19 protein-coding genes and 1 tRNA gene are annotated in these 26,427 nt (G+C 61.7%); 13 read left to right on the plus strand and 7 right to left on the minus strand.

Features of this window, described 5'->3' with window-relative positions; genetic code table 11:
- Window positions 1-92: 92 nt before the first annotated feature.
- Window positions 93-1,376: a flavin-dependent oxidoreductase gene (locus SPHINGO391_RS10320; protein ID WP_152008751.1), complete on the plus strand. Its 1,284-nt coding sequence runs from the start codon at window positions 93-95 to the stop codon at window positions 1,374-1,376.
- A 122-nt stretch (window positions 1,377-1,498) separates the two neighbouring features.
- Window positions 1,499-3,808: a hypothetical protein gene (locus tag SPHINGO391_RS10325; RefSeq protein WP_152008752.1), complete on the plus strand. Its 2,310-nt coding sequence runs from the start codon at window positions 1,499-1,501 to the stop codon at window positions 3,806-3,808.
- 102 nt (window positions 3,809-3,910) lie between these two features.
- On the opposite strand, the gene SPHINGO391_RS10330 is transcribed toward SPHINGO391_RS10325, so the two are convergent.
- Window positions 3,911-3,986: transfer RNA gene (locus tag SPHINGO391_RS10330), tRNA-Lys, on the minus strand.
- A gap of 331 nt (window positions 3,987-4,317) precedes the next feature.
- On the opposite strand from SPHINGO391_RS10330, the gene SPHINGO391_RS10335 reads away from it, so the two are divergent.
- Window positions 4,318-5,067, plus strand: a complete 750-nt coding sequence (locus SPHINGO391_RS10335; protein ID WP_152008753.1) for a cytochrome c biogenesis CcdA family protein — start codon at window positions 4,318-4,320, stop codon at window positions 5,065-5,067.
- A 23-nt stretch (window positions 5,068-5,090) separates the two neighbouring features.
- On the opposite strand, the gene SPHINGO391_RS10340 is transcribed toward SPHINGO391_RS10335, so the two are convergent.
- Window positions 5,091-6,020, minus strand: a complete 930-nt coding sequence (locus SPHINGO391_RS10340) for a DMT family transporter (protein ID WP_152008754.1) — start codon at window positions 6,018-6,020, stop codon at window positions 5,091-5,093.
- Between the two features lie 108 nt (window positions 6,021-6,128).
- Between SPHINGO391_RS10340 and glmU the strand changes: the two genes are divergently transcribed.
- The 3 genes from glmU (at window position 6,129) to SPHINGO391_RS10355 (ending at window position 10,239) form a co-directional block, all read left to right on the plus strand.
- Entirely contained in the window at window positions 6,129-7,496 is a 1,368-nt protein-coding gene (gene glmU, locus SPHINGO391_RS10345) for a bifunctional UDP-N-acetylglucosamine diphosphorylase/glucosamine-1-phosphate N-acetyltransferase GlmU (RefSeq protein ID WP_152008755.1), read from the plus strand.
- A 123-nt stretch (window positions 7,497-7,619) separates the two neighbouring features.
- On the plus strand, window positions 7,620-9,446 hold the full coding sequence (gene glmS, locus SPHINGO391_RS10350; protein WP_152008756.1) for a glutamine--fructose-6-phosphate transaminase (isomerizing): 1,827 nt from the start codon (window positions 7,620-7,622) through the stop codon (window positions 9,444-9,446).
- A 100-nt stretch (window positions 9,447-9,546) separates the two neighbouring features.
- Window positions 9,547-10,239, plus strand: a complete 693-nt coding sequence (locus SPHINGO391_RS10355; RefSeq protein ID WP_152008757.1) for a DUF502 domain-containing protein — start codon at window positions 9,547-9,549, stop codon at window positions 10,237-10,239.
- A 5-nt stretch (window positions 10,240-10,244) separates the two neighbouring features.
- Here the strand turns inward: SPHINGO391_RS10355 and recG are convergent, their stop codons facing one another.
- Window positions 10,245-12,362, minus strand: a complete 2,118-nt coding sequence (recG, locus tag SPHINGO391_RS10360) for an ATP-dependent DNA helicase RecG (RefSeq protein WP_152008758.1) — start codon at window positions 12,360-12,362, stop codon at window positions 10,245-10,247.
- Between the two features lie 93 nt (window positions 12,363-12,455).
- Between recG and SPHINGO391_RS10365 the strand changes: the two genes are divergently transcribed.
- The 4 genes from SPHINGO391_RS10365 (at window position 12,456) to SPHINGO391_RS10380 (ending at window position 19,118) form a co-directional block, all read left to right on the plus strand.
- Window positions 12,456-12,779, plus strand: a complete 324-nt coding sequence (locus tag SPHINGO391_RS10365) for a succinate dehydrogenase assembly factor 2 (protein WP_152008759.1) — start codon at window positions 12,456-12,458, stop codon at window positions 12,777-12,779.
- A complete protein-coding gene (mfd, locus tag SPHINGO391_RS10370; protein WP_152008760.1) occupies window positions 12,776-16,282 on the plus strand; it encodes a transcription-repair coupling factor in 3,507 nt (1,168 codons plus the stop codon). The genes SPHINGO391_RS10365 and mfd overlap by 4 nt, the downstream gene beginning before the upstream one ends.
- A 190-nt stretch (window positions 16,283-16,472) precedes the next feature.
- Window positions 16,473-17,591 carry a metallophosphoesterase gene (locus SPHINGO391_RS10375; protein ID WP_152008761.1) on the plus strand — a complete coding sequence of 373 codons (1,119 nt, stop codon included), beginning with the start codon at window positions 16,473-16,475 and terminating at the stop codon, window positions 17,589-17,591.
- Between the two features lie 219 nt (window positions 17,592-17,810).
- Window positions 17,811-19,118 (plus strand): MFS transporter, encoded by a 1,308-nt coding sequence (locus tag SPHINGO391_RS10380; protein WP_152011514.1) that lies wholly within the window; start codon window positions 17,811-17,813, stop codon window positions 19,116-19,118.
- Between the two features lie 7 nt (window positions 19,119-19,125).
- Here the strand turns inward: SPHINGO391_RS10380 and SPHINGO391_RS10385 are convergent, their stop codons facing one another.
- Together SPHINGO391_RS10385 and SPHINGO391_RS10390 are read right to left on the minus strand one after the other, a co-directional pair.
- Window positions 19,126-19,809: a DsbA family oxidoreductase gene (locus SPHINGO391_RS10385; protein ID WP_152008762.1), complete on the minus strand. Its 684-nt coding sequence runs from the start codon at window positions 19,807-19,809 to the stop codon at window positions 19,126-19,128.
- 35 nt (window positions 19,810-19,844) lie between these two features.
- A complete protein-coding gene (locus SPHINGO391_RS10390; RefSeq protein WP_244615394.1) occupies window positions 19,845-21,623 on the minus strand; it encodes an extracellular solute-binding protein in 1,779 nt (592 codons plus the stop codon).
- A gap of 345 nt (window positions 21,624-21,968) precedes the next feature.
- Between SPHINGO391_RS10390 and SPHINGO391_RS10395 the strand changes: the two genes are divergently transcribed.
- A complete protein-coding gene (locus SPHINGO391_RS10395) occupies window positions 21,969-22,577 on the plus strand; it encodes an invasion associated locus B family protein (RefSeq protein WP_152008764.1) in 609 nt (202 codons plus the stop codon).
- Window positions 22,578-22,665: 88 nt separating this feature from the next.
- Here the strand turns inward: SPHINGO391_RS10395 and hspQ are convergent, their stop codons facing one another.
- Window positions 22,666-22,995 carry a heat shock protein HspQ gene (gene hspQ, locus SPHINGO391_RS10400; RefSeq protein WP_152008765.1) on the minus strand — a complete coding sequence of 110 codons (330 nt, stop codon included), beginning with the start codon at window positions 22,993-22,995 and terminating at the stop codon, window positions 22,666-22,668.
- A 135-nt stretch (window positions 22,996-23,130) separates the two neighbouring features.
- Between hspQ and SPHINGO391_RS10405 the strand changes: the two genes are divergently transcribed.
- Window positions 23,131-24,096 (plus strand): AEC family transporter, encoded by a 966-nt coding sequence (locus SPHINGO391_RS10405; RefSeq protein ID WP_152008766.1) that lies wholly within the window; start codon window positions 23,131-23,133, stop codon window positions 24,094-24,096.
- Window positions 24,097-24,181: 85 nt separating this feature from the next.
- Here SPHINGO391_RS10405 and SPHINGO391_RS10410 read toward each other — a convergent pair whose 3' ends face one another.
- Window positions 24,182-25,381, minus strand: a complete 1,200-nt coding sequence (locus SPHINGO391_RS10410; RefSeq protein ID WP_152008767.1) for a UbiH/UbiF family hydroxylase — start codon at window positions 25,379-25,381, stop codon at window positions 24,182-24,184.
- Window positions 25,382-25,473: 92 nt separating this feature from the next.
- On the opposite strand from SPHINGO391_RS10410, the gene SPHINGO391_RS10415 reads away from it, so the two are divergent.
- The gene (locus SPHINGO391_RS10415) at window positions 25,474-26,406 is read left to right on the plus strand and encodes a DUF2182 domain-containing protein (RefSeq protein ID WP_152008768.1); all 933 of its coding nucleotides are present in this window, start codon (window positions 25,474-25,476) and stop codon (window positions 26,404-26,406) included.
- Window positions 26,407-26,427 lie beyond the last annotated feature (21 nt).

Below are 26,427 nucleotides of genomic sequence, written 5' to 3' on the forward strand. Positions count from 1 at the left end.
TGGCGCCTGCAAACTGTCGACTTGCCTGCCCGATATGGTAATGGGGGTGGCGCGCTGGAGTGCGTGTCAATCAGGGGGCGGAGAAGCAGGACATGTCGGAAAACAGGGTGATCATCGCCGGTGGGGGAATCGGCGGGCTGACGCTGGCGCTGACCCTGCACCAGATCGGGGTCGAGTGTACGGTTTTTGAATCCGTCAACGAACTCAAGCCGCTCGGTGTCGGCATCAACCTGCAGCCCAATGCCGTGCGGGAACTGCTTGATCTCGGCTTTACAGCCGACGATCTGAACACGCTTGGGGTGCCGGTCAAGGAGTGGGCTTTGGTCGGCATGAAAGGCCAGGACATCTATTCCGAGCCGCGTGGGCTGGAGGCGGGCTATGACTGGCCGCAATATGCCGTGCACAGGGGCGCGTTCCACATGGCTCTCTATCGCCGCTTCGTCGAACTGGCGGGATCCGACGCGGTGCGGCCCGGATGCCGCGCCACCGGCTATGAGATCGCTCCCGACGGCGGCGTGACCGTGACGTTCCAGACCAGATCCGGCGAGATCCGCGAAACCGGCAGCCTGCTGATCGGAGCGGACGGCATCCATTCGGCGATCCGGGCGCAGATGCACCCCGGCCAGCCGCCGATCCACTGGGGTGGCGCGGTGATGTGGCGCGGGACGTCGCTGGCAAAGCCGGTCCGGACCGGCTCGTCCTTCATCGGCCTCGGGACGCACAAGCACCGGATGGTGATCTACCCGATTTCGGCTCCCGATCCCGAAACCGGGCTGGCGCTGACCAACTGGATTGCCGAAGTCACCTATGACGACCCTTCAGCCCATGAGACCATGGGTTGGTTCCGGCCGGTCGGAATCGACGATTTCATTCACCATTTCGAGGACTGGACCTATGACTGGCTCGATGTCCCGGCGCTGATCCGTGGCGCCGATATCGCCTTTGAAAACCCGATGATCGACCGCGACCCGGTGCCGACCTGGGTGGACGGGCCGGTGGCGCTGATGGGCGATGCGGCACATGCGATGTATCCGACAGGCTCGAATGGTGCGAGCCAGGCGATCATCGATGCGCGGATCCTGGGGGCGAAGTTTCTTGCGCATGGCGTCGGTCAGGACGCGCTCGAGGCCTACAATGCCGAGCTGTGCGCGCCGGTCTCGGCGCTCATCCTGCGCAATCGCGGGGCAGGGCCGTTCGGGTTGCTCAACATGGTCAATGACCGCTGCGGCGGCGAATTCGACGATATCGAAGAGGTGATTCCGAAGGCCGAGCGGTCCGAGTTCATGGGCAAATACAAGGCCGCCGCAGGCTTTGCCCGCGACACCCTGAACGCCGCGCCTGCGACGATAGCGGCAGGAGCCCGGGTGGGAGCCTGAGAAAGACCGGCGAAGCCATGCCTTGCGACGGGTTTTCATGGTGAGAACTCAATTGCCCAACCCGCTCATTTTTCATGAATCATGGTATTGAAGCATGCTTCGGAATTTCCAGAGATAAATTCATGGCCGTCAAATTGCTGATCTTGGTTTCGCTCGTTGGCCTCTCGTGGTTCGCGTTCTATTGTTTCGCGTCCAGGCTTTTTGCACCGGGGTCGCGCGATGAGACCCGTTTCCTGGCAGGGCTTTCGTTTGGGGCTGGCCCCATTGCCATGATCTGGATCTTTACAACCGCGTTGCTGGTGATCGATGGCAGTCTATTGGCGGCTCACCTAGTGACGGTGCTCATCCTGGCGGTAGCGGTCTATGTCTGGCGGGATGAACTCAAGCCGTTGCCAAGGTGTATTGATGCGGAATGGGGGTGGCGTTCCGTCTCTGCTCTACCCATGCTTGCAGTTGCTGGTGCTATTGCGGCCATTCTGACTGTTCTGGCCTTCTCTCTCCCCTTCAACCAGAATGATCCGCTCGAATACGCTGCGGTTGCGCGTCAGATTTTCAACACCGAATCCATCAGGAACTACCCGTCCACAGACCCCGGAACCGTCTACGGACCATGGACACACCCTCCGGCTTTCGTCGGAATGATGGCATGGCTTCAGAGCTTTCCGGGGGACTTTGAACACACAGGGCTTTCCCGGCTCATAGCCCCTTACTTCACGGTCGCAACTGTCGTCGTGCTCATCGCGGTTTCGGGGCCTGCCGTCGGAGCCGCCGCGTCCCTGATGCTGCTCACGACTTTCTGGTACTGGCATTCGGTGGCATCCGCCCATATCGATCCCTTGAGGATTTATGCATTCACATCTGCAATCTTGCTTGCCGGGTTTGCGGTCACGCCTCGCAGGGCCGTCGCAGCCGGGTTGATGTGCGGTCTGGCTCTTTTTGCGCATTCAGCCGGGGTTCTCGCACTCGGCGCTTCGGTCGCCATCGTGCTACTGATCGGCGCACGGCAAGGTCGGCTGGCGTATAGTGAAACAGGACTTCTGATCGGCGTTGCCCACGCTGTGGTGGGAATCTGGTGGTTACGCAACCTGAGCCAGATAGGGACACTGGTTTCCGACAGTCATGCGGTCTGGAATCTGCCTGCGCTTTCCTTTCTGGAATTGCAGGCGAGGGAGCGCGGCATCAGTTCTTTGGCTGAGCGTCTGGGAGCGGTGTTTCGCGGCCTCTCAGACTTTGAAGGATTCGGAGTCTGGCTTTACGCGGCGATTGGAAGTGCTGTGCTGCTTGCCGTCTCGACCTATTGGCGCAGAACACCGCTTCCGGCCGGATCGGTAGCTGTCCTGCTGGCATCGGGCACCGCAATCCTGTTCTGGTTTGCCTTCGCTTTCGCGATCACCCTTGCAGGCTCTGACGCGGCGATCCGTAATCCTCGGTACCCGTTGACTTTCCAGCCGCTGATCGCGCTGTTTGCCGCTTCAGCGTTTGCAGCATCGTTGCCTGCTCTGCCGCGGCCAAGATTGATCGGTTTCGGTTTTGCGGTCCTCGTTGTGTTCGGTCTGTATTCGCAACATTTGATCTCGCCGTTGGTCAATTTCGCCATACGCGACCTTGATCGATTTGGTTACATCTATCGCGATCTTGCCAAGCCAGGGGTGCTTTCAATGCCCGACCTGGCAAAGGCAAAGCGTCAGGATTGGTCGCTCTACAGAGTGATCGACCGCTTTAATGAAACTGGAAGCGGATGCCTTCTGACGATGCGCTATTCCGATCCGGTTTTTTATGCGAATGGATGCGTGATTAACCCGATCGATCCGCGCCTTGTTCCCCTCTACACGTCCAAAACGCCGGAGGAGGCAAGGCAGTCGCTGGCCGAGCTGGATGTTGAGTATCTGTTGTTCAATTACGCCAATCGCCATGCGATCGATCAGTCGGAACTTCGGGCGATCGTCGATCAGTCGCAACTCGCCTATTTCGCGGCTGACAAGTTTGAAACATGGTATCTTTATCGTATTGATCGTCCCAGCCTGCCGGTGGGGAAGGTAGTCGCGAGCGCAACTAATGACGATTGCCTTGAGGATTGCGGATCTGGCCAATTGCGCTCGGACATCACCAGGAACTCCGTTGAAATAGCCTTGAAGGACAGTTCGGGCATGCCAGTGGAAATCACCGGCGGTGAAAAAGCCCTTCGTGTTCGCGCGCCCCTGTCTGGCCACGGTATCGTCTCGCTTCGGCTTGTTCGAAAAGATGGCGAACACAGCAATCCTTTCTGGCGGGGACTGCTTACCTCCAAGCTGCAGGGCGTGATCGAATTTGACGTCGGCCTGCCCATGGGCGTGACCTACGAACCTGTCCTCGAGATCGCAGTGGAACCTGACAGCGAGGTGAGTTTCGGTGACATCGTGTTCCGGCAGGTGCAGCCCGGTGGCCAGGATTGAGAAAGATCCTCAATATGCAAAATCAACCGCCGTCGATTTCTCAGCGGCGCTCACAGCAAGCCGCCTAGACAATACGATTTCAGGACAACCTGCTGGTTTTCATGGTGAGAGCGCAGGGGTTCGAACCCTGGACCTACTGATTAAAAGTCAGTTGCTCTACCAACTGAGCTACGCTCTCCCTGAGCCCGTTGTGCGCATCGCTTTGCTTCGGGCTCGAATGGCGCGGAACATAGGCAGGCAACTGCATATGGTCAACTGCAAAAACCGATGCGCTCCAGTGTTTTTTCAGGGGGTCCTGCAGGCCGCTTCCCGACCTGACGAGGTTCGGCATTTGTTGCGCCGGAACCGGGGCTTGACAGGCACGATTACAGGCACCGGGCGTCAATTTATCACGGCTTGCGCGCAAAAACGTGACTGGCGAAGCCGGCGGCTGACGGTTAGATAGGTCCACGCGGATTTTCCGTCCCGCTCCCGTCCAACCTGTTGCCCGGCAAGGGGATCCAGATTTCGTGACCATCGCCGACATTCCGCTGCTTACCGTCATCCTGGCGGGCGCCCTGTCTTTCCTGTCGCCTTGCGTTCTGCCGCTGGTGCCGCCATATCTGTGCTACATGGCAGGCGTGTCGGTCGAGGATTTTCGCGGCAGCGGTGCCGAGGCGCGGGCGCGCGACACAAGGCGCGCGGTGTTCTTCGCCTCCCTGTTCTTCACACTGGGCTTTGCCACCGTGTTTGTGGCGCTTGGGGCAGGGGCTTCCAGTATCGGCGCTGCATTGCGCCAGCACATGGATCTCCTGGCCAAGCTGGGCGGGATCGTCATCATTCTGATGGGACTGCATTTTCTTGGCGTGTTCCGGATCGGTCTCCTGGCGCGGGAAGCGCGGTTCGCCGGCGGAGGCAAGCCGGCCACGCTGTCGGGAGCCTATGTGATGGGGCTGGCCTTTGCTTTTGGCTGGACACCGTGCATCGGACCGGTGCTGGGCGCCGTGCTCGGTGTTGCCGCGGGCCGGGAGACTGTCAGTGCCGGGGCTATGCTGCTCGCCGCCTATTCCCTAGGCCTCGCCGTTCCGTTCTGGATCGCTGCGCTGTTTTCTGAACGTTTCATGCGGTTCTCGCAGAAATTCCGCAGGCATCTGGGCACCATCGAAAAAGCCACCGGCGCACTGCTGGTGCTTACCGGCATCCTGTTTCTGACCGGCGGGATGGCCACCATGGCCTACTGGCTGCTCGAGACGTTTCCCGCGCTCGGCAGGATCGGCTGAGCTGCCGGCAATTGAAGACTGGATCAGCGCTTGAACCCGGGCGCGGTCGCAAGTACCAGTCCGGTCAGCACGGTGAAGATGCCGATGGCGTGGTAGATCTCGAACGGCTCGCCGAGAACCAGCACCGCCAGACCGACGCCATAGGGTGGCAGGAGATACATGAAGACGCTTGCGGTCGAGGCGCCAAGCCGGGCGACGCCGTATTGGTAGCCCGAAAAGGCCAATAGCGACGAGAACACGACAATGCCGGCAATGCCGCCCCAGGCGCTCCAGCTCTGCGGCATCATGGCCCCCGCAAGAAATTCCCACAGTGCAAACGGGGCCAGCAGAAGCGCTCCGGAGAGAGCGACAACCGCAAACAGCGCCGAGACCGGCAGCCCAGCCGTGCGTCTGCCCTTGAGCAGGACGGAATATCCGGCCCAGGACAAAGCGGCGGCGATGAACATCAGGTCACCCCAGTTGAAGGACGTCGTGGCAAGGCGTGTGATATCGCCCTGGAGCACGATGATCGCCACTCCGATGAACCCGACCACGATGCCGGCGATTTCCCGCCAGCTCGTCGGCCGGCCGAAAAAGAGGCGCTCGAGGATAATGATCATCAGCGGCGAGGTTGTGTAGATCAGTGTGCCGTTGGTCGCGGTGGTGAATTGCAATGCATAATAGACGCCCGCGCCGCAGATCCACATGCCCAAAAAACCCAGCACCAGCCAATGCACCGGGTGGCCGCTCACGTAGGTTCGAACCCGGTCGCGCGCCATCCACAGGAACGGCGAGAGCAGAAGGGCCGCGGCGCTCCAGCGGAGGAACGCCAGGGTAAACGGTGCCACCTCCGGAATCGTTGATCGTCCGAAGATGAGGTTGGACGAAAAAAACAACGGGGTCAGCAGCATGACGGCCAAGGGGACGAGGCGCGCGCGGATGGGTTTCGCGACGGTGGGTGAGGCGGCAGTCATGGGGGGCTTCCAAATCGGGGCAATGTTTGCTTGAAGGAGAATTACTCAGGTTCCGGTGCTATAGCGTCCGGCACGGCTAAACAAGCGATTCGATGAAGAGGTGACGGAATGGCGCGGACAAGTCTGGCAGTCGTGCTTGCGGCGGGGGATGCGACACGGATGAAGTCGTCGAAATCCAAGGTGCTGCATACCGTCGGCAATCTGCCGCTGATAGCCCATGTCACCCGTGCCGCCGCTGCCGCCGGCGTCAACAAGGTTGCCCTGGTGGTTGGCCGGGAGGCCGAGCGCGTGACGGAGGCAGCGGGAGCCGGGCTCGGGGTGCCGGTGAGCGCCGTGGAGCAGACCGAACGCAAGGGGACCGGACATGCCGTGCTGATGGCGCGAGACGTGATCAGTGAAGGCTTTGACGACGTCATCGTGCTTTATGGAGATGCCCCGCTCATCAGTCCGGACAGCCTTGCAGCGGCGAGAGATGAAAGGACAAAGGGCGCCGACGTCGTGGTTCTCGGTTTCCGCGCGGCCGATCCAACAGGGTATGGACGGCTTCTCGAACGTGATGGCGAACTCGTTGCGATTCGCGAGCACAAAGACGCCTCCAGCGATGAACTGGCTGTCGATTTCTGCAATGGCGGAATCATCACGTTTTCAGGCGAGGAGGCCGTCGGCCTGCTCGAAGCGATCGGCAATGACAATGCCAAGGGCGAATACTACCTGACCGACATCGTCGAGATCGCCCGTGAACGCGGACTGAGATGCGTTGCGATCGAGGCTCCCGAAGAAGACATGATGGGCTGCAACACCCGCGCAGAACTCGCCGAGATCGAGCAGGTCTGGCAGGCCCGCGCCCGCCACGCGGCAATGATCTCCGGGGTCAGCATGATTGACCCGTCGAGCGTATTTCTCTCCCACGACACGGTGCTGGAGAATGACGTGACGATCGAGCCCAATGTCTGGTTCGGTCCCGGCGTCAGGGTCGGTCCGGGTGCGGTCATCCATGCCTTCAGCCATCTTGAAGGCGCCGATGTCGGCGCCAATGCCAGCATCGGGCCATTTGCCCGCTTGCGACCGGGAACCGAACTTGGAGAAAAGGCCAAGGTCGGCAATTTCTGCGAGATCAAGAAGGCGAAGGTCGGCAGGGGCGCCAAGGTCAATCACCTGACCTATATCGGTGACGCCGTCATCGGGGAGGCCGCCAATATCGGCGCCGGCACGATCACCTGCAATTATGACGGCGAGAACAAGCACCTGACGGAGATCGGCGCGGGGAGCTTCATCGGTTCGAACTCGTCGCTGGTCGCACCCCTCAAGATCGGCGCCGGGGCCTATGTCGGTTCGGGAAGCGTGGTAACGATGGATGTTCCCGACGATGCGCTGGCCATCGCAAGGGCGCGGCAGGAGACAAAGCCGGGTCGCGCGCACCGCCTGCGGGAGAAGATCGCGGCCATCAAGGCGCTCAAGAAACAGGCGCAAAGCTGACCGCCGGGACGGAACCGGTTACGCGGTGTCACGAAAATTGAGCGGACGCAATACCTTAGGTCACTGGTCTAAACCGGCGTTGCTGGGTAAGAGCTTGGCCAACACTTTACCCAGGAGAAACGCATGTGCGGCATAGTCGGGATAGTTGGTAAGCGCGAGGTGGCTCCGCTGCTGGTGGACGCGCTCAAAAGGCTGGAATACCGCGGATATGATTCTGCGGGTGTCGCCACCGTGCATGACGGGCATCTCGACCGCCGCCGGGCTGAAGGCAAGCTCGCCAATCTCGACCGCAAGCTCGGCGAAGAGCCGCTGGCCGGCCAGATCGGCATCGGTCACACCCGCTGGGCAACCCATGGCGCGCCGACGGAAAGCAATGCGCATCCGCATTTCTGCCATGGTGTCGCCGTCGTCCACAATGGCATCATCGAGAACTTCGCGCCGCTGCGCGCCGAGCTTACCGCCAAGGGAGCCAACTTCTACAGCCAGACCGACACGGAAGTGGTGGCGCAACTGCTGGCCGCCTACCGGCAGGAGGGCCTGGCGCCCCGCCAGGCGATGCAGAAGGCACTCGGACGGCTTGAAGGCGCCTATGCGCTTGCTGTCCTGTTCGAAGACCAGCCGGACATGATCCTGGGTGCACGCTCTGGCCCGCCACTTGCGGTTGGCCATGGCGAGGGCGAGATGTTCCTCGGTTCAGACGCGATCGCGCTGGCACCATTCACCGACGAGATCACCTATCTCGACGATGGCGACTGGGCGGTGATCACCCGCGATGCCCTCGAGATCTACGATGGCAATGGCACGCTGGTCGAGCGGCGGCGGCAGAAGTCGCAGGGCGCCGCCTATGTCGTTGACAAGGGCAATCATCGCCATTTCATGGAAAAGGAAATCTACGAGCAGCCGGAAGTGGTCTCGCATACGCTGAGCCACTATATCGATTTTGCCGAGGGTCGGGTGAAGCTCGACAGTGCTCAGATCGACTTCGCCAATCTCGACAGGCTGGCGATGTCGGCCTGCGGTACCGCCTATTATGCCGGGCTGGTCGGCAAGTACTGGTTCGAGCGCTTTGCCCGCCTGCCAGTCGAAATCGACGTTGCTTCCGAATTCCGTTACCGCGAAATGCCGCTGACGGGCAGGATGGCGGCGTTGTTCATCTCGCAGTCGGGCGAGACCGCCGACACATTGGCGTCGCTGCGCTACTGCCGTGACAATGGTCTGACCATCGGCGCGGTGGTCAATGTGCGCGAATCGACCATTGCGCGCGAGTCCAACGCAACGTTTCCGACGCTTGCGGGACCGGAAATCGGCGTGGCGTCAACCAAGGCGTTCACCTGCCAGCTTTCGGTGCTCGCTGCGCTGGCAATGATCGCCGGTCGCGCGCGCGGCACGCTCTCGGCGGAAGACGAAACCGCGATGGTGCAGGCGTTGGTCGGTGCGCCGCGCCTGTTCAACGAGGTGCTGCAATCGATCCAGCCGCAGATCGAGACATTGTCGCGCGAGCTGTCGCGGTTCAAGGACGTGCTCTATCTCGGCCGCGGCACCAGCTTTCCGCTGGCGCTGGAAGGCGCGCTGAAGCTCAAGGAGATCTCCTATATCCATGCCGAGGGATATGCGGCGGGCGAGCTCAAGCACGGTCCGATCGCGCTGATCGACGAGAACATGCCGGTGATTGTGATCGCACCGCATGACCGGCATTACGAGAAGACCGTTTCCAACATGCAGGAAGTGGCGGCTCGCGGTGGCCAGATCATCCTGATCACCGACGAAAAGGGCGCGGCTGCGACAACACTTGAGACCATGGCGACCATCGTGCTGCCCGAGGTCAACGAGATCGTCGCACCGATCCTCTACGCGCTGCCGGTTCAGCTGATTGCCTATCATACCGCCGTTTTCATGGGCACAGATGTGGACCAGCCGCGCAACCTCGCCAAGTCGGTCACCGTCGAATAAGAGATAGATCGGCGGTGAACTTGTCTTCGCCTCTGTGCGTTCCCTATATAACGGGGATCGCAAGGCGCGGTGTTTTGCATGCCATAGGGCAAGGTGACGAATGACCGACAAGCAGAAACGGCTGGGCGCAGGACGGCGGCTGAGAAACTATTTTCTGACCGGCCTGATCATCGTGGCGCCGCTCGCTATAACCGCCTATCTGACCTGGACCTTCATCGGCTGGGTAGACAGCTGGGTGAAGCCCTATATTCCGGCCATCTACAATCCTGATTATTACCTGCCGTTTGCAGTGCCGGGATTTGGTCTGCTGACAGCGTTGTTCCTGATCACCATGATCGGGTTTCTCACAGCCAACCTCGTTGGCCGCTCGATTATCTCCTTCGGAGAATCGCTTCTCGACCGGATGCCCCTGGTGCGCAGTCTTTACAAGGGGCTCAAGCAAATCTTCCAGACGGTGCTCGCCGAGCAGAGCGGGTCGTTCAAGCAGGCAGCGCTGATCGAGTATCCGCGACGCGGACTGTGGTCGATCGTCTTCATCGCCACCGATACCAAGGGTGAGGTCAATTCGCGGCTGCCGGAGGACGATTCAATGTCGGTGTTTCTGCCGACAACACCAAACCCGACGTCGGGTTTCCTGCTGTTCGTACCGCGCAAAGACGTGATCATTCTCGACATGAGCGTCGAAGAGGCGGCCAAGATGGTGATCTCGGCCGGCTTGGTGTCTCCGGATTTTCCAAAGGTCCTCCCGGTTCAGACAAGGCCCAAGTCAAAGGCCAAACCAGCGGCGGAGTGATTGCCTCAGCCGGCTCTGAGGAACCTGATCGCCTCGTCGCGCCGCATCAGGTAGAGCAGCATTCTGAGCGCCTCACCGCGCGGCGAGGCCAGTGAGGGATCGGTCTCCAGCACATTGCGGGCATCGCTGCGGGCGATTTCCAGAAGGTCGGCGTGAGCGCTCAGGTTTGCGAGCCTGAACCCCGGCATGCCCGATTGCCTCGTGCCGAGCACTTCGCCTTCACCGCGCAGCTTGAGGTCTTCCTCGGCGATGCGGAAGCCATCCTCGGTTTCGCGCAAGACCTGCAACCGCGCGCCGGCGGTTTCGCCCAAGGGGCCGTGGTAGAGCAATATGCAGCTCGATGCGCCTTCGCCGCGACCGACGCGACCCCTGAGCTGGTGCAACTGGGCAAGCCCGAAACGTTCGGCGTGTTCGATCACCATGATGGTCGCATCCGGAACGTCAACGCCGACCTCGATCACCGTCGTTGCCACGAGCAGACGGGTCTGGCCGTTCTTGAATGCGCTCATCGCCTGGTCTTTTTCTTCAGACGTCATGCGACCATGAACAAGCGATACCAGCGGTGCCATGTCCTTGCCGAACGCCTCTGCCAGGCTCGCATGCCTACTTTCCACCGACATCAAGTCACTCTGCTCGGAATCTTCGACAAGCGGACAGATCCAGTAGGCTTTCTTGCCCTCTTCCAACGCCTTCTTCAGCCGGTCGACAATCTCGGCCAGACGTTCGTCGGGGATGGTGACGGTGGCGATCGGCTGGCGGCCGGCGGGTTTCTCGGTGAGCTTGGAGACGTCCATATCGCCAAAGGCCGCCAAGACCAGCGTGCGCGGGATAGGGGTAGCGGTCATGACCAGCATGTGCGGCGCGGTTCCCTTGGCCGTCAGCCGAAGCCGCTGATGAACCCCGAACCGGTGCTGCTCATCCACCACCGCCAGGGTGAGGTTCTTGTAGACGACCGATTCCTGAAACAGCGCGTGGGTGCCGATCACAATCCGGGCTTGGCCATTGGCAATGCGCTCGAGCAGTTCGGCGCGTTCACGGCCCTTGGCGCGGGCGGTCAGCACGGCAACCTCGATGCCGGCGGCCTCCGCCATCTTCCTGATCGTGGCGTGATGCTGGCGGGCGAGGATTTCCGTCGGGGCCATCAGCACCGCCTGGCCGCCGGCTTCCACCGCATCGGCCATGGCGAGCATCGCCACCGCGGTCTTGCCGGAACCGACATCGCCCTGGAGAAGGCGCAGCATGCGGTCCTTGCCGGCCATGTCGGCGAGGATTTCCTCGACAGCCGTTGTTTGACTGCCAGTGAGGGAAAACGGCAGCGCTCCGAGGATCGCCTGACGCAGGCGGCCTTCCGCGACAACGGGATGTCCGGGCAGCTTGCGCAGTGTCTGGCGCACAAGTGCCAGCGACAATTGGCCTGCCAACAACTCGTCATAGGCCAGGCGGCGGCGCGCCGGTGTCTGCGCTTCGATATCCATCGCTGCTTCGGGATGGTGCAGTTCGCGGACTGCGTCGGCGAAAGAGGGAAAACTGTTCTTGCTCACCAGATGGGCGTCGGACCACTCTGGTAGTTCCGGCAGGAGGTCCAGCGCCGACTCGATCGACCTGCGGAGTATTTTCGGCGACAGCCCGGCTGTCAGTGGATAGACCGGTTCGATCAACGGAAAGCTGTCCGCGTCCACTTCCAGGGCGATATGGTCGGGATGGACCATTGACGGTCTGCCGTTGAACCATTCGACCTTGCCGCTGACCAGCACGGCTTCGCCGACCGGCAGGATCTTCTCGAGCCATTGCCGCTTGGAGTGAAAAAAGGTGAGTGCCAGTTCACCGGTATCGTCATGGACGAACACCCGATAAGGCGCGTTTCTGCGGCCCGGAGGCGATGGCTGGTGGCGGTCCACGTGAACCTTGAGAGTGGCAATCGTGCCTTCCGGCGCTTCGGTGATGCCCGAGCGCATGGTCCGGTCGATCAGACCGTGCGGCGGCAGCAACAAGAGATCGAGCGCGCGGGTGTCTTCCGGCCCCTCGCGGCCTGTCACCCGCGTCAGCGCCTCGGCGAGCTTTGGACCGATCCCGGGCAGGCTTTCAACAGGTTTGAACAGGGGATCGAGCTGAAGTGGTCGCATGGAACCAGATGAACGGTAATTTTGGGTCAAAGGCAAGGCTGACATTTGCGTGGCGACAGGATATGGAAACCGTCCAAACAAAAAAGGCCCGTCATGACCGGAACAACACGCTCAAGCGCCGACCTCGATCCGCGCCGCCGTCGCATTCTCGTGCGGGCGTGGCGACGTGGCATCCGGGAAATGGATCTGGTGATCGGCGGTTTTGCCGACGCCGAGATCGCTGATCTCGGAGATGCGGAACTCGACCAGCTCGAAGAGCTGATGGCGGAGGAGGATGCGGACATTTTCCGCTGGGTGACAGGCGAAGCGGAGACACCGGAGCGCCTCCGCACGGCGCTGTTTGACCGGATGCGCGCTTATGTGCCCGACTTCGAGCCGCAGCAGAACACATCGCAGGGACCGGCGAGCAAATCATGAAACCAGTGATCCCGGTTGCCAAGATCTCCGGTTCGCACACGCCGGTGACGCTGGCCGGTGTGCCGCAGGGCATGGAAGCTTTGGCGCTCGCCGAGCTTGCCCGGTCGACCGGTCCGCTGGCGCACATCATCTCCGACGGCCAGCGCATGGCCGATCTCGAGCAGAATCTCGCGTTTTTCGCACCCGAAATCCCGGTACTCACCCTGCCGGGCTGGGATTGCCTGCCCTATGACCGGGTATCACCGGGAGCCGATGTTTCGGCACGACGGCTTGCGGCGTTGTCTTCCCTGGCGCAGTTCCCGGACAATCCGCATCCGGCAATCCTGCTGGTGACCGTCAATGCCATGCTGCAACGGGTTCCATCGCGATCAGTGGTGTCGGATCTTGGATTTTCGGCCCGCGCCGGCAACCGGCTGAAGATGGATGACCTGTCCGTTCGGCTTGCCAAGAACGGCTTCGAGCGGGTCGCTACTGTCCGCGAAGTGGGTGAGTACGCCGTGCGCGGCGGCATTCTCGACGTCTTCGTACCGGGTTCCGAAGAACCTGTGCGGCTGGATTTCTTTGGCGACACTCTGGAGAGTGTCAGGCATTTCGACCCGGCTTCGCAACGCACGACAACCCAGGCCAAGGAACTTGCTCTCAACGCCATGAGCGAAGTTACGCTGGAACCGGAAACGATCAGCCGGTTCCGCAGCAACTACCTCTCCATGTTCGGGGCGGCAAACCGGGATGATGCGCTTTATGTTGCGGTCAGCGAAGGCCGCCGCTATCCGGGCATGGAACACTGGCTTCCCCTGTTTCACGACGAGATGCAGACGGTGTTCGACTATCTGGGCGGGTTCCGTATTACCGGCGACCATATGCTCGCGGAAGCCGCAAGCGAACGTCGCGCGCAGATCGTCGACCATTACGAAGCGAGGCAGACGGCGCAGAGCATCGAGAAGGGGCGGGGTGTCCAGACCACGCCCTACAAGGCGATCAGGCCGGACCTGCTCTATCTCGACACGACCGAACTGCTTGAACGCCTCGATGCCCGTAACGCGATCCGTCTGACACCGTTTCACGAGCCGGAAACGTCGGCGCGGATGGTGATCGACCTTCCGACTGCTAGCGGTCCGCGCTGGGCGGCTGACGCGGAATCCGACAAATCGGAAGAGGGCGGCCGCGCCAACCTGTTCGAAAAGCTGGTGACCCATGTCGGCGTCAAGCGTTCCGAAGGGCGCAAGGTGCTGATCACCGCCTGGACGGAAGGATCGCTCGACCGGCTGTTGCAGGTCACCGATGAGCACGGGCTTGAACGCGTTGTCCGGATCAACAGTCTTGCCGACATCGACAAGCTGAAACCGGGCGAGGCAGCGGCAGCAGTGCTGGCCATCGAGGGTGGCTACGAGATCGATGATCTCGTCGTCATCGGCGAGCAGGACGTGCTGGGCGACCGGTTGGTGCGCCGGGCCAAGCGCAAGCGCCGCGGTGCGGATTACATTTCCGAGGTGTCCGGGCTCGACGAGGGCAATTATGTCGTTCATGCCGAGCACGGGATCGGCCAGTTCATCGGCCTGCGCACGATCGAGGCTGCGGGCGCGCCGCACGCCTGCCTCGAGCTGCACTATGCCGGCGATGCCAAGCTGTTCCTGCCGGTCGAGAATATCGAGCTTCTGACGCGCTACGGCTCGGACAGCGCCGAAGTGCAGCTCGACAAGCTGGGCGGGGTTGCCTGGCAGTCTCGCAAGGCGAAGCTCAAGAAGCGGCTTCTGGACATGGCCGAGGGGCTGATCCGCATCGCCGCCGAGCGGCACATGCGCTCGGCACCGGCACTTGCGGCGCCCGAGGGGCTCTACGACGAATTCTCCGCGCGCTTCCCCTATGACGAGACCGAAGACCAGATGGCGGCGATCGAACGGGTGCGCGACGATCTGGCCGCAGGGCAGCCGATGGACCGTTTGGTCTGTGGCGATGTCGGTTTCGGCAAGACAGAGGTTGCGCTGCGCGCCGCGTTCATCGCGGCGATGAACGGTGTGCAAGTGGCGGTGGTGGTGCCGACGACGTTGCTGGCGCGCCAGCATTTCAAGACCTTCACCGAGCGGCTGCGCGGCTATCCGGTCCGCATTGCCCAGGCCTCGCGTCTTGTCGGCGCCAAGGAACTGGCGCTGACGAAAACGGAACTGGCCTCAGGCAAGACCGATATAGTGGTCGGCACCCATGCGCTGCTTGGTTCATCGATCCAGTTTGCCAATCTGGGTCTCTTGATCATCGACGAGGAGCAGCATTTCGGGGTCAAGCACAAGGAGCGGCTGAAGGAGCTCAAGAGCGACGTGCATGTGCTGACGCTTTCCGCCACGCCCATCCCGCGCACGCTGCAGCTGGCGATGACCGGGGTCCGCGAACTGTCGCTGATCACCACGCCGCCGGTCGACCGGATGGCGGTCAGGACCTTCATTTCGCCGTTCGATCCGGTCACTGTGCGCGAAACGCTGATGCGCGAGCATTACCGCGGGGGGCAGAGTTTTTATGTCTGTCCGCGGCTTGCCGATCTCGAGGACGTGGCGGCTTTCCTGCGTTCAGACGTGCCGGAACTGAAATTCGCCATCGCCCACGGCCAGATGGCTGCCGGTGAACTCGATGACATCATGAACGCCTTCTATGACGGCCAGTACGACGTGCTTTTGTCGACGACGATCGTCGAATCGGGCCTCGACGTGCCGACCGCCAACACGCTGATCGTCCACCGGGCCGACATGTTCGGCCTGGCCCAGCTCTACCAGCTGCGCGGCCGGGTCGGACGGTCCAAGGTGCGCGCCTTCGCGCTGTTCATGCTGCCGGTCAACAAGATGCTGACTGCGACCGCGGACAAGCGGCTCAAGGTCTTGCAGTCGCTCGACACGCTTGGCGCTGGGTTCCAGCTCGCAAGCCACGATCTCGACATCCGCGGCGCCGGCAACCTGCTTGGCGAGGAGCAATCCGGCCACATCAAGGAAGTCGGCTTCGAACTCTATCAGCACATGCTGGAGGAAGCGGTCGCCGAGGTCCGCGGCGAGGACGCGGCGATTGACACCGGCTGGTCGCCGCAGATCACGGTCGGCACGCCGGTAATGATCCCCGAAGACTATGTTCCGGACCTGCATCTACGGCTGGGGCTTTACCGGCGGCTGGGCGAGATCACCGACATTGCCGATATCGACGGGTTCGGCGCCGAGATGATCGACCGTTTCGGGCCTTTGCCGACGGAAGTGCAGCACTTGCTCAAGATCGTCTTCATCAAGGCGCTGTGCCGCAAGGCCAATGTCGAGAAACTCGACGCCGGTCCGAAGGGCGTGGTGGTGCAGTTCCGCAACAAGGAATTCCCCAACCCGGCCGGGCTGGTGGGCCATATTTCCAAGCAGGGCAATATGGCCAAGATCCGGCCCGACCAGAGCGTGGTGTTCATCCGCGACCTGCCGACCCCGGACAAGCGCCTCAATGGCGCGGCCGTGGTAATGACGCATCTGGCGGAACTCGCTGGCTGAACGGGGTGAGGGTGGCAGCAGCTGAATGGCTCTCTATCTTACTGGGTACAGGCGTCTTTTCCGGTAACGGCATGCGGAGGCCTGCCAGCTCAGTCAACGGTGCCGCCGTAGGATCGGCGGTGCGGTACCAGCATGAACCTTCCCGGTTCCCACGCCTGTGGGATCTTTCAAGCCACCAAAGGCGCATTTGATGTTTCATCTGGTTACCGGGCTTCCATGGCTGATCGTTCTCGTCCGCTTCATCCTGCCGCTGCCCTGGCCATGGACGCTCAAGGCGGTCGTGGCGGTGGTGCTGCTGATTGCGTCGCAATACCATTATGTCAGCCGGCTCTCGTCTGGCTCGGTGTTTGCGCCCGAGTTCCCGAGGCCGCTGGTCATTGCGTTCAATGTCCTGTTTGGTGCAATCGTGCTTCTGGCGGTGTTCCAGATTGCGCTTGATGCGGGGGCACTCGTTGGCCTTGTTTTCACGGGCTATTTTTCCGAACCTGCCGCTGAGGTGAGATATGCCGCAGGCATTGCCGCTCTTGCCCTGTCATCATTCGGCGTCAGCAGGGCCATCATTGTTCCGCCACTCAAGGACATCGAGATTTCCATCCCGGGCCTTGCCGCAGCGTTCGACGGATACCGGATCGTGCAACTGACCGACCTGCACATCAGCCGGCTGTTTCCGGCTGCCTGGACAGGCTCGATGGTGGCAAAGGCCAACGCGCTTGATGCCGACCTGATCGTCATCACCGGCGACTTCATCGACGGAAGCCTTGAGCACCGCCGCGCCGACGTCGAGCCGCTTCGCGGCCTTTCCGCCCGTGACGGGATCTATGCCATTTCGGGAAACCACGAGTATTTCTTCGACGCAGGCGCCTTCCTGGAGCATTTTGAGGCCATGGACATGCGGCTTCTCTCCAACAGCCATGCGGTCATCGAGCGCGGCAGCGACAAGCTGGTGATCGCCGGCGTCCCCGACCGGTCGGCGGGCCGGAACGGTTTTCCGGCCCCGGATCTCGAGGCGGCGCTTCAGGGTGTGCCGGACGCGGCGCCGGTCATCCTGCTCGACCATCAACCGATGATGGCCCAGCAGGCGGCGGTTTCAGGAGTGGCGCTGCAACTCTCCGGACACACCCATGGCGGAATGATCAGGGGGATGGACCGGCTGCTTGCGCGGGCCAACAACGGCTTCGTCTCCGGCCTTTACCAGGTCGGCTCGATGCAGCTCTACGTCAATAACGGCACCGCGCTCTGGCCCGGATTCGCGCTGCGGCTGGGCAGGCCTGCCGAACTCACGCGCATCACGCTGAGGCAGACGAGATAGGGCCTTCCTGGCGGACAGCTTGCGGCACTTGTGGCGTAGCCATGGTGTTGTCATGTGTCTGGCATGACGTTGAATTTTCCGATCGCATCTGGCGCAATCGAGGCGGCGCTTGTATCGCTTGTGCGACCAAAAGATGAAATGATCGCGATGCTCACCTCATCCCATTCCGACCAGGCCGACGACGGATTGCCTGCGCCGCGGCGCCACTTCGCCGTTGGCGTGCTCTTGTTGTCGCTGGTGCTGGTCGTGCTCGACGGCGCCATCGCCAATGTGGCGCTGCCCTCCATCGCCATTTCGCTCGGGGCGCATCCCAGCGACACGGTGTGGGTCGTCTCGAGCTACCAGCTCGCCGTACTGGTGGCCCTGCTTCCCTGCGGTGCGCTCGGCGAGATCTATGGTCCGCGGCGGGTCTTCCTCATGGGCGTCGCGGTTTTCACGCTCGCGTCAACTGCCTGTGCGCTGGCCGGGAGCCTGCCGCTTTTGGTCGCCGCGCGTTTCATGCAAGGTCTGGGCGCCGGCGCCATGATGGGGCTTGCGGCAATGAACCTGCGGACCGCGGTTCCGCAACGCATGTTGGGGACCATCATCGGCTTCAATGCCATGGCGATCGCGATTTCTGCCGCCGCGGGGCCGGCGGTGGCCGGGGCCATCCTCTCTTTCGCCAGTTGGCCCTGGCTGTTTGCCGTCAACCTGCCGCTGGGGCTCCTGGTGCTGGCATGCGGCCGGTTTCTCGGCCATATGGACGGGGTCAAGCGGCGGCTCGATGTGCCGGCAGTGCTTGCCAGCACGGCGATGTTCATCCTTTTCTTTGCCGGCGCGGAGCTGATCGCCACCGCACCCGCAAGCGGAGCCATGCTGATCGGATGCTCGATCCTGTGCCTGCTGGCAGTCCTGCGGCTGGAACGCAACACACGCACGCCGATCGTGCCGACGGATCTCCTTTCCGATCCCGGGTTTCGGGTCGCGGTGATTGCCTCTGTGGCCTGCTTCACCGGTCAGATGCTGGCCTATGTCGCACTGCCGTTCTACCTTCATCACACCATGGGGATGACACCGGCTCTGACCGGCCTCTACATGATGCCGTGGCCGATCGCCACCATCATCATGGCCCCGATCGCCGGACGGCTTGCCGACCGGATCAAGACTGCGTGGCTGTGCGCTTGCGGCGGCGGTCTGCTGGCGCTGGGACTGCTGATCGCAGGATTGTTTCCGCCGGATGCGAAGGGGATAGCCTTCCTGATCGGCACGACGCTTGCCGGGACAGGGTTTGGCCTGTTCCAGACGCCCAACAACCGGATTCTGCTGCTTTCGGCGCCGAAGGCCCGGAGCGGGGCTGCCGGAGCCATGCAGGGCACGGCGCGCCTTCTGGGCCAGACGATGGGCGCGATATCGATGTCGATCATCTTTGCGCTGGTCCCGGTGGGCGACGCCCCTTCCATCGCCCTGGTGATTGCCGGATTGTGCACCGCCGTTTCCGCGCTGGTCAGCCTCAGCCGCGCGCGCTACGAAACCGTAAACCGGCGATAGACCCGCTTCAGCCGTTGTCGTTCCCCGCTGCCTCCTTGCCTCGGCTGGCAACGATCTTGCGCATGGCATCGGCCAGCGCCTCGGCGGACTGGGCGCCGACGACCGCGTACTGCATGTCGATGATGAAACAGGGCACCCCGGTGACACCCATCTGACGGGCCTGGTCGATCTCGGCAGCGACCGTGTCGCGATCGGCGTCGCCCGAGAGCAAGCGCTCAACCACCGGCGTCTCAAGCCCGACCTGTTCGGCGGCCTCGATCAGCACGGCGTCGTCGCCAAGGCTCTTGCCATCTTCGAAATAGGCCTTGAACAGCAGTTCGACCATCTGGTGCTGTGCGGGCAGCCCGAGGGAACCGGCCCAGCGGATCAGCCGGTGGGCGTCGAGCGTGTTGGCCGAGACCTTGATCTTGTCGAAGGCAAAGGGAATTTCCTCTTCTTCACCGGCTGCGCGAACCGTGGCGTAGGCCTGCGCGGCTCCGGTGGCACCGCCGAACTTGTCTTCGAGATACTGCTTCCGGTCCTTGCCTTCCTTGGGGAGGGTCGGATCGAGCTGGTAGGGCCGCCACCGGACCTCCACATCGAACTCGTTGCGAACCTCCGCCAGAGCGTCTTCAAGCCGGCGCTTGCCGATATAGCACCAAGGGCACATCACGTCCGAGACAACGTCGATGGTCAATGAGGGAGCGGTCATAAGGTCACCTTTCGGGTGTCTGTCAGTTCAATGGCTCATTGTGCCGCACTGCTGTCCCACCAGGCCGGCAGATAATAGCCGTAGAGCGGCGGGCCAGCATCGGGCTCGGCGATGCGGCTGCGATGCGCGACCCAGGATTTGCCCAAGTGGAAGGCCGGGATGACATAATGCCCGGACAGAAGGACACGGTCAAAGGCGCGGACGGAGGAGCGGAAATCATCCGCGGTGCGGGCATTGAGCATGGAATCGATGGCGGCGTCGATTGCCGGGCTGGCCGCGCCGGCGAAGTTGAATGAGCCCTGGATGTCACGGGAGGCCGACCCCCAGCGGTTGATCTGCTCGGCACCGGGCGACAGCGACGATGAGAAGGCCTTCATGATCATGTCGTAGTCGAAGGTCTGCGAGCGCTGCTGGTATTGCGCATCGTCAACAGTGCGGATCGACATGTCGATGCCGAGCGCGGCAAGCGAGCGCTGGAAGGCGATCGCAAGCTTCTCCTGTCCCTCGTTCTGGGTCATCAGGTCAAAGGCAAAATGATTTCCGTTTCCATCCAGCAGCTTGCCGTCCTGGATCCGGTAGCCGGCTTCCTGCAGCAGTGTCAGCGCCGCCCGCTGGACCTTGCGGTCGCGGCCCGAACCGTCGGTGACAGGAAGGACCCAGGTTCCGTCTAGAATGTCAGCCGACACTGCATCGGGGAAGGGGGCCAGGATCTCACGTTCGCGCTGATCGGCGGGCCTGCCGTAGCTCGAAAGGTCCGACCCGTCCCAGAAGGAATGGGTGCGCTTGTAAGTGTTGTCGTAAAGACTGCGATTGGCCCATTCGAAATCGAAGAGCATGGTCAGCGCGCGGCGGACCCGGACATCCTCAAACAGCGGCCTGCGGCTGTTGAAGACAAACCCGTACATGCCCGACGGCGTGCGGCTCTCATACTCCTTGCGCAAGATTTCACCCGACGTCACCGCCGGGAAGTCATAGCCGCGTGACCAGTTGGTGGCGCTGCCATCGGGATAGACATCGAAGACGCCTTTCTTGAACGCCTCGAACTGAGCGGTTTCGGAGAGGAAATACTCAACCGCGATCTGGTCGTAATTGTCGAGTCCACGTTTGACCGGCAGATCCTTTGCCCAGTAGTCATCCCGGCGCGTATAGGTGATGCGTTCGCCCGGCTTGACTTCGCTGACGATGTAGGGACCCGAACCGATCCCTGGTGTGAGTGTCGACTGGTCAAAGGTCTCCACCTCGGTGGCATGCTTTGGCAACACCGGCGACAGTGACAGGATCAGCGGAAACTCGCGGTTGGAATTCTCGTTGAAGGTGAACCTGACCGAGAGCGGGCCGACCTTTTCCATGCTTGCCACGCGGTTGAGGCGGGTGCTGTAGGGCGGACGGCCCTTCTCCTTGAGCAGTTCCATGGTGAAGATGACATCATCGGCGGTAACCGGTTCACCATCGGACCAGCGCGCGGCTGGATTGATGTTGTACTGGATGAAACTGCGCTCTTCGTCCCACTCCACTGTCTCGGCCAAAAGCCCATAGAGCGTGAATGGTTCGTCCTGGGAACGGGCCATCAGCGTTTCGTAGACGAGGTTGCCGAAAACCGGATCGGCCAGACCGCGCGCAGTGGTCCGCATGCTCTTGACGATGAAGGGACGGACGCTGTCGAAGGTTCCGACCACGCCATAGGTCACCTTTCCGCCCTTGGGCGCATCCGGATTGACATAGGGCAGATGGTTGAAACCCGCCGGCAATGCCGGTTCCCCATGCATGGCGATGGCATGTACAGGCTCGGCATGAGCTCTTGGCAGACCAGCCATGATCACCCCAGCGACAATGGCCAGCGTCCGAAGCAATTGGTTCATTCCGATCCTCCTGGGCATGTTTCCAGTTCCGCCCCGTGGTTGCTGTGGCGCCGAATCCCGCCGCGAGAATATACGCGCCATCCGGCACAGGCCACCATTGACCGGGCGCCGCCGGTTTTTTTTGGTTCAAGTCCTGCCGCGGGCTGGATATTGGCGTCTTCACGCGCTAACAGGAACGCGAAACAAGCCTTGCTGTTGCCGCATTTTCGATCGAGAAGGCGCGACAGATACAAGAGGGCGCCTCATCCGCGCGAACCCTACGCTGCCCCGCGGGCTGCAACTCAGGAGTAATGGAAACAAATGACCGCCATCACTAAGACCCTTTTCGCAGCCGCCATGTCGGTTGGTCTGGCCGCCGCGTTCATGCCTGCGTCCGCTTCCGCTCAGGGTGCCAACCAGGGCTGGTACAAGACCTGCACCAAGCAGGAAGACAATGATGTCTGCATTGTTCAGAACATCGTCACGGCTCCCACAGGCCAGTTGCTGACCGCGGTCGGCCTGATCAATGTGACCGGCAAGGTGAACCGCATGATCATGCAGGTCACAGTGCCGACAGCGCGCCTGATCCAGCCCGGCGTCAACCTGCAGGTTGATGGCGGCCAGGCCCAGCGCGTCGAGTATGCGATCTGCATGCCCGAAACCTGCGTCGCGGAAATTCTGCTGACCGACGCCATGGTGTCATCGTTCAAGAAGGGCGGCGAACTGGTTCTGACGTCGGTCAATTACCAGCGTACGCCGAACCCACTGAAGATTTCGCTCGAGGGCTTTACCCAGGCCTGGGACGGCGATCCGATCGCCCAGTCCGAACTTCAGGAGCGCCAGCGCCTGCTGCAGGAAGAAATGGCCAAGAAGGCCGAGGAAGCCCGCAAGAAGCTTGAAGAGGCACAGGCGGCAGCCAAGAAAAACTGATCCAAGCGGTTTTCAACAAAAAGGCCCGGATGCATCACGCATCCGGGCCTTTTTGTTGTTCAAGAGCGCTGCCGGCAGATCTCTTGAATCAGTGGCTGATCCGCTCCTTGGGCTTGTAGACGCCATCGACCTGGGCCTCGAAGAAATCGCCCAGCTGCGGGTGGCGCACCGGGTGGTCGCTGTCATCGATCAGCAGGTTCTGCTCCGATACATAGGCCACGTATTCGGTCTCATCGTTCTCCGCGAGAAGGTGATAGAATGGCTGGTCCTTGCGCGGGCGCACCTGCTCGGGAATCGCGTTCCACCATTCTTCGGTGTTGGCATAGACCGGGTCGACATCGAAAATGACCCCCCGGAACGGAAAGATCCGGTGTTTGACGATTTGTCCGATCTGAAATTTGGCTTCTTTGAGCTGCATGTCTTTGTTCCTTTGCCCTTTAAGATGGGAACCGTGGACAGAAGTTCAACTGTTTGGCCTTGACGGCGCAGCGCCGGGAACCTACCCCCTTCAATCGCTTAGGCAATGTATTAAGAGCGCAGGCGGGTATCAAGCATGGCTGAAATCACTGGTCTGGTGCTGCCGTTTTTCGGGCTGATCCTGCTTGGCTACATTGCCGCGCGGATTACCCGGCAGCCCCAGGAGGCGATGGGCTGGCTCAATACCTTCATCATTTATGTGTCGCTGCCGGCGCTGTTTTTCAAGCTCCTGTCGCGCACCCCTATCGAACAGCTGGCGCGCTGGGACTACGTGCTGACCAGCATGGTGGTCACCTATACGGTGTTCGCTCTGGTCTTTGCCGCAAGCATCCTCGTTCGCCGTGCACTGATCGGCGAAGCCACGATCCAGGGGCTTGCGGGCGCCTACGGCAACATTGGATACATGGGCCCGGGCATCGCCATTCTGGCCTTCGGGGAACCGGCCGCGGTGCCGGTGGCACTGATTTTCTGCTTCGAGAACATCATGCATTTCACCATCGCTCCGATGATGATGGCGCTTTCGGGCGGCGACCACCGCAGCCCGGGGGCGCTGGCGCTTGGTGTCGTGCGCAAGATAGCCCTTCATCCCTTCATCCTGGCAACGATAGTCGGTGTTGCCGCCGCCTGGATCGAGTTCGTGCCGCCGCTCCCGGTCGGACGGCTGATCGACTATCTTGCCCAGGCGGCTGCACCCTGCGCCCTGTTTGCGATGGGAGTGACGCTGGCGCTCAGGCCGCTCAAGCGGGTACCGGTGGAGCTGGGCTTCATCGTGCCGATGAAACTGATCGCCCATCCGGTGATGATGTATCTGGGCCTGAGCCTGATCGGCGATTTCGAACCGGTCTGGGTCTACACTGCGGTGCTGCTGGCCTCTCTGCCGACCGCAACCAATGTGTTTGTCATTGCCCAGCAGTACTCGACATGGGTCGAGCGCGCTTCCGCCACCGTGCTGGTCACCACCGTCTGCAGTGTCGGCAGCGTCTCAGTTCTGCTGTGGTTGATCACCAGCGGCACCTTGCCGCCCGATCTCTTTCCCGGCTGAACGGACAGAATTCCTCGTTGAGAGGTGTTTTAGAATTATGAAATATTGTGATTTCAGGTTCCTGCAGACATTTATGAAAGTGATGCTACAAGCGCTGGGATCCTGATTTCGCAAGGCCACTGCGGCGCCAGCCAGGTGTCATGCCTTCGCGCATGGCAAGCAGCCGCAGCGGCGGAATGGCGGACAATGCCGCCAGACCGCCGGCGCGAAGTGCCTGGACCGGCAGGAAGGAACTCAAAAGCGCCCGGTTGAGCAGGTCGACCCCGGCTGTCCGGCTGGTGACATCGGCGCGGCGTTGACGGTTGAAGGATCGGACGGCTTCCGCGGCGTTCTGTGGTCCACCGGCGTCCAGAATCGTGCTGACGGCCTGCATGATGTCGCGCAGGCCAAGATTGAGACCCTGGGCTCCGATTGGCGGGAAGGCGTGGCCGGTTTCTCCAACAAGCATGGTTCGTCCCGTGCCGAAACTGTCCGCGATCAGGCTCGACAGAGGCCAGGCCTGCACCTTTCCCTCGACCTCAACCGCTCCAAGGATGGAACGCATTCTTGTTTCGACCTCCCGGTTGAGTGTTTCGCGGGGCAGGGCGAGGATTGCATCCACGTCCTCCGGCCGGACGGCCCAGACCAGGCTGGAGCGCTTGCCGGGCAGCGGAACCTGGGTGAACGGACCCTGTTCGGTGTGAAACTCGGTCGAGGTGTCGGCGTGGGCGATGCCGTGCGAAAAGTTCATCACGAGAGCGGTCTGCGGATATGTCCAGGTCTTGACCCGTATGCCGATCGCTTCGCGCAGTCTCGAGCCACGACCGTCAGCTGCGAGGGCTGCAAGCACGGTCAGCTCTGTACCGTCTTCGAGAAACAGGGTGACGGCGCCATCGGACTGCTCGGCATCCACCAAAGGGCTTTCGTACCGCTCGATCAGGTCGGACTTGCGCGTTGCTTCCTGAAGCACATAGAAAAGCGGCTGGTTGGGAATGTTGTAGCCGAAGGCATCGAGATCGATTTCACTCGAGCGGAACGACACCGGTGGGGCGCGGAACAGGCGGCTGGTGCCATCCAGAATCCGCATCGTTCGCAACGGCGCCGAAACGCCGCGGACATCTTCCCATACGCCAAGGCGGGAAAGCAGGTCGATCGATTCCGACAGCAGGGCGGTCGTCCGTCCATCCTGGCGCGGCGGTGCCGGTGCGATGAAGGCCACGCGCCATCCCTCGGCAGCGGCGGCTAGCGCAGCCACGGATCCGGCAAGGCCGCCGCCGACGACGGCAATATCATGATGCTGCTGCAATTCTTCGACCTCTCAACGTGTTACCGATTGCCATCTGGTTGATCCATCCTTTACATCCCCAGACGAACGAACTCCATGGGATCATTTGGCGCATGTTCACGCCCCGTGCAAACACAGACCCGCTCGACGGCCGCTTTGACCGGCTAGACCGGTCCGGCAGGATGATCGCCGGGCTTGCACGGCGTCCGTTGTGGCCAGTGCTGGCAATGGTTGTGCTGACTGCGGGTGCCGCCTGGTGGTTCGTGATGGGAATGGCCGGATCTGTTGCGCAGTTGCAGGGATCGGCTCATCCGCTCGGACCGGGCATGTCGCTGATTTCCCCCTATCTTCCCTTCGAACCCGGTTCATTTGCTGCAACAATCGCGGCCTTGTGCCTGTCGGGGGATGCCGGAATCGGGCTCGCCGGGGGGCCCGTTCTTTCCACCGCACTGGCACTTTACGTCATGTGGTTTGCGATGGCCGCCGCGATGATGCTGCCGACCGCCGCGCCGATGATCCGGACCTATGCCGAGATCGCCGACACAGCTGCGGCCCGCGGCGAGCCGGTGGTTCATCCTGTGGTGCTGACCGCGGGCTACCTGTTTGTCTGGGCGTTGGCCGCGATAGGCTTTACCTCCGTGCAATTGGCTATCGTCCAGATCGCAGACATATCGGCCACCGGACCGGTCCAGGGCCTGATTGCAGGAGGCATCCTGATTGGCGCAGGGCTCTACCAGTTCACCTCCTTGAAACATGCATGCCTGACGAAGTGCCGCAACCCGTTCACGACCCTGTTCGCCCGCTGGAAGACAACCGTGGGCGGCGTTTTCCGGCTCGGTGTCGAACAGGGCGTGTGGTGCCTCGGGTGCTGCTGGGCATTGATGCTGATCATGCTTGCAGTGGGCAGCATGAATGTGGTCTGGATGACGGCGCTCACGGTGTTCGCATTTCTCGAAAAAACCGAAACCGGGCGGGTGACAACCAAAGCCGGCGGCGCGATAGTAAGTATCTGGGGAGCGGTCCTGGTATGGGTCGCCCTGACATAATAACAAGGGCTTGAGGGAGAC

This window comes from Hoeflea sp. EC-HK425, from assembly GCF_902498795.1.
GTDB classification, from domain to species: domain Bacteria; phylum Pseudomonadota; class Alphaproteobacteria; order Rhizobiales; family Rhizobiaceae; genus Hoeflea; species Hoeflea alexandrii.

Bases quoted from the DNA above. Each gene is read 5' to 3' on its own strand.
- SPHINGO391_RS10320 (WP_152008751.1), top strand. From the start codon at position 93: ATGTCGGAAAACAGGGTGATCATCGCCGGTGGGGGAATCGGCGGGCTG.
- SPHINGO391_RS10325 (WP_152008752.1), top strand. From the start codon at position 1,499: ATGGCCGTCAAATTGCTGATCTTGGTTTCGCTCGTTGGCCTCTCGTGG.
- SPHINGO391_RS10340 (WP_152008754.1), bottom strand. From the start codon at position 6,020: ATGACTGCCGCCTCACCCACCGTCGCGAAACCCATCCGCGCGCGCCTC.
- glmU (WP_152008755.1), top strand. From the start codon at position 6,129: ATGGCGCGGACAAGTCTGGCAGTCGTGCTTGCGGCGGGGGATGCGACA.
- glmS (WP_152008756.1), top strand. From the start codon at position 7,620: ATGTGCGGCATAGTCGGGATAGTTGGTAAGCGCGAGGTGGCTCCGCTG.
- SPHINGO391_RS10355 (WP_152008757.1), top strand. From the start codon at position 9,547: ATGACCGACAAGCAGAAACGGCTGGGCGCAGGACGGCGGCTGAGAAAC.
- recG (WP_152008758.1), bottom strand. From the start codon at position 12,362: ATGCGACCACTTCAGCTCGATCCCCTGTTCAAACCTGTTGAAAGCCTG.
- SPHINGO391_RS10365 (WP_152008759.1), top strand. From the start codon at position 12,456: ATGACCGGAACAACACGCTCAAGCGCCGACCTCGATCCGCGCCGCCGT.
- mfd (WP_152008760.1), top strand. From the start codon at position 12,776: ATGAAACCAGTGATCCCGGTTGCCAAGATCTCCGGTTCGCACACGCCG.
- SPHINGO391_RS10375 (WP_152008761.1), top strand. From the start codon at position 16,473: ATGTTTCATCTGGTTACCGGGCTTCCATGGCTGATCGTTCTCGTCCGC.
- SPHINGO391_RS10385 (WP_152008762.1), bottom strand. From the start codon at position 19,809: ATGACCGCTCCCTCATTGACCATCGACGTTGTCTCGGACGTGATGTGC.
- SPHINGO391_RS10390 (WP_244615394.1), bottom strand. From the start codon at position 21,623: ATGGCTGGTCTGCCAAGAGCTCATGCCGAGCCTGTACATGCCATCGCC.
- SPHINGO391_RS10395 (WP_152008764.1), top strand. From the start codon at position 21,969: ATGACCGCCATCACTAAGACCCTTTTCGCAGCCGCCATGTCGGTTGGT.
- hspQ (WP_152008765.1), bottom strand. From the start codon at position 22,995: ATGCAGCTCAAAGAAGCCAAATTTCAGATCGGACAAATCGTCAAACAC.
- SPHINGO391_RS10405 (WP_152008766.1), top strand. From the start codon at position 23,131: ATGGCTGAAATCACTGGTCTGGTGCTGCCGTTTTTCGGGCTGATCCTG.
- SPHINGO391_RS10415 (WP_152008768.1), top strand. From the start codon at position 25,474: ATGTTCACGCCCCGTGCAAACACAGACCCGCTCGACGGCCGCTTTGAC.